This is a genomic window from Mesorhizobium sp. M7A.F.Ca.CA.001.08.2.1 (assembly GCF_003998455.1).
Lineage (GTDB): Bacteria > Pseudomonadota > Alphaproteobacteria > Rhizobiales > Rhizobiaceae > Mesorhizobium > Mesorhizobium ciceri.
The window spans coordinates 1-1,613 of record NZ_RZPW01001064.1 but is presented as its reverse complement, the minus strand read 5'-3'; the positions used below and the strand labels follow the sequence as shown (position 1 = coordinate 1,613).

Here is a 1,613-nt window from a genome sequence, read left to right as displayed (position 1 = left end):
GCCTCGCTCAGTGATCTGCAGCGGCATGATTTCGCCCCGTTCAAGGAGCTTAGCCATCTGCCGATGGCGATGACTGCGCATGTCGTCTACAGCGCGATCGACCCTAACAATCCGGCGACCACCTCCGGCAAGGTCATCGACGAGATCATCCGGCGCGAAATCGGCTTCGACGGACTGCTGATGAGCGACGACACATCGATGAAGGCACTTTCTGGGGATTTCCCGACAAAGGCGGCCTCGATCCTTGCGGCGGGCTGCGATCTGGTCCTTCACTGCAACGGCGTTTTCGAGGAGATGGCCGGCATCGCATCGCGCACCACGGGGCTTGAGGGCACGTCGCTGGAGCGCGCCAAGCGGGCGCTGACCTATATAAAGGACCGTGACACGGTCGAAGAAACCGAAATACGCGCCGAATTCGCCACCTACTTCGATGCGGTGGCATAGCAAGGGAAAGTGACAGGCAGTGGCGGAGACATTGGAAAGCAAGGCCGCGAAGGCCGCACCGATGGACCGTCTCTGGGCCGAAAATGACGATTCACGCGTCACCGGCGACCCGTCGCTGGTCGTCGACGTGGCCGGCTTCGAAGGTCCGCTCGATCTTCTGCTGCATCTTGCCCGCACCCAGAAAGTCGATCTGGCGCGCATTTCGATCCTGGCGCTGGTCGAGCAATATCTGACCTTTGTCGAGACGGCGAGGGCGCTCAGGCTGGAGCTTGCCGCCGACTATCTGGTGATGGCGGCATGGCTGGCCTTCCTCAAGTCCAAGCTCCTGATCCCCAAGCAGCCAGGCGACGAGGGCGAAAGCGGCGAGGAACTGGCGGCGGTGCTGCAGTTCCGACTGAAGCGGCTGGAAGCCATGCGCGACGCCTCGGCGCGTCTGGTCAACCGCAACCGGCTCGGCCGCGACGTGTTCGCGCGCGGCATGCCGGAAATGGTCATCATCGAAAAGCGCAACGCCTATTCTGCCTCGCTCTACGATCTCTTGACCGCCTATGCCCAGCAGCGCCAGAAGCAGGCGATCAACAATGTGACCATCGCCAGGCGCGGTGTCTGGTCGCTCAAGGACGCGCGCGACATCCTGACCCGCCTTGTGGGAGCCGTGAGCGACTGGACGACGATGGAGAGTTTTCTGATCGCGTACATGACCAGTCCCGAGGAGCGGCGCACGGCGATCGCGAGCTCGTTCGCTGCCACGCTGGAACTGGTGCGCGAAGGCAAGATGGATGTGCGGCAGGATCAGACGTTCGCGCCGATCTACCTGCGCGGCCGAACGCAGACAATCAAGGCAGTCGAGGTGGCATCATGAGCGAACGCGCCAACGCTTCGGTTGTCCCGTTCAAGATCGGCGATGAACCCGAAGAGGGCCCGCCTTCCCAGGATCCGGCCGAGCAGCAGCTACAAAACCCGGCCGAACGGCTGCATCTGGCCGAGGCTGTGCGCATGGCCGAGGCGATCGTGTTCGCCAGCGCCGAACCCGTCAGCGAAAAGCAGCTTGCGGCACGCCTGCCGGACGGCATCAACATCGCCCTGGCCATGGCCGAGCTGCAGCAGATCTATGCGCGGCGCGGCGTCAATCTGGTGCGTGTCGGCGATGCCTGGGCGTTCCGCACCGC

General features: G+C 63.4%; 3 protein-coding genes. All 3 read left to right on the top strand.

Annotated features, from left to right (window positions below; translation table 11 throughout):
* A partial coding sequence (locus EN914_RS34755) for a glycoside hydrolase family 3 N-terminal domain-containing protein (protein WP_164779144.1) occupies positions 1-444 on the top strand: 444 nt, incomplete at its 5' end.
* A gap of 61 nt (positions 445-505) precedes the next feature.
* Positions 506-1,306, top strand: a complete 801-nt coding sequence (locus tag EN914_RS34750; protein WP_013531293.1) for a ScpA family protein — start codon at positions 506-508, stop codon at positions 1,304-1,306.
* On the top strand, positions 1,303-1,613 hold a 311-nt coding region (locus EN914_RS34745), incomplete at its 3' end, for an SMC-Scp complex subunit ScpB (protein ID WP_206527310.1). The genes EN914_RS34750 and EN914_RS34745, both read left to right, overlap by 4 nt.

Coding starts and splice junctions, on each gene's coding strand:
- EN914_RS34750 (WP_013531293.1), top strand. CDS start 506: ATGGACCGTCTCTGGGCCGAAAATGACGATTCACGCGTCACCGGCGAC.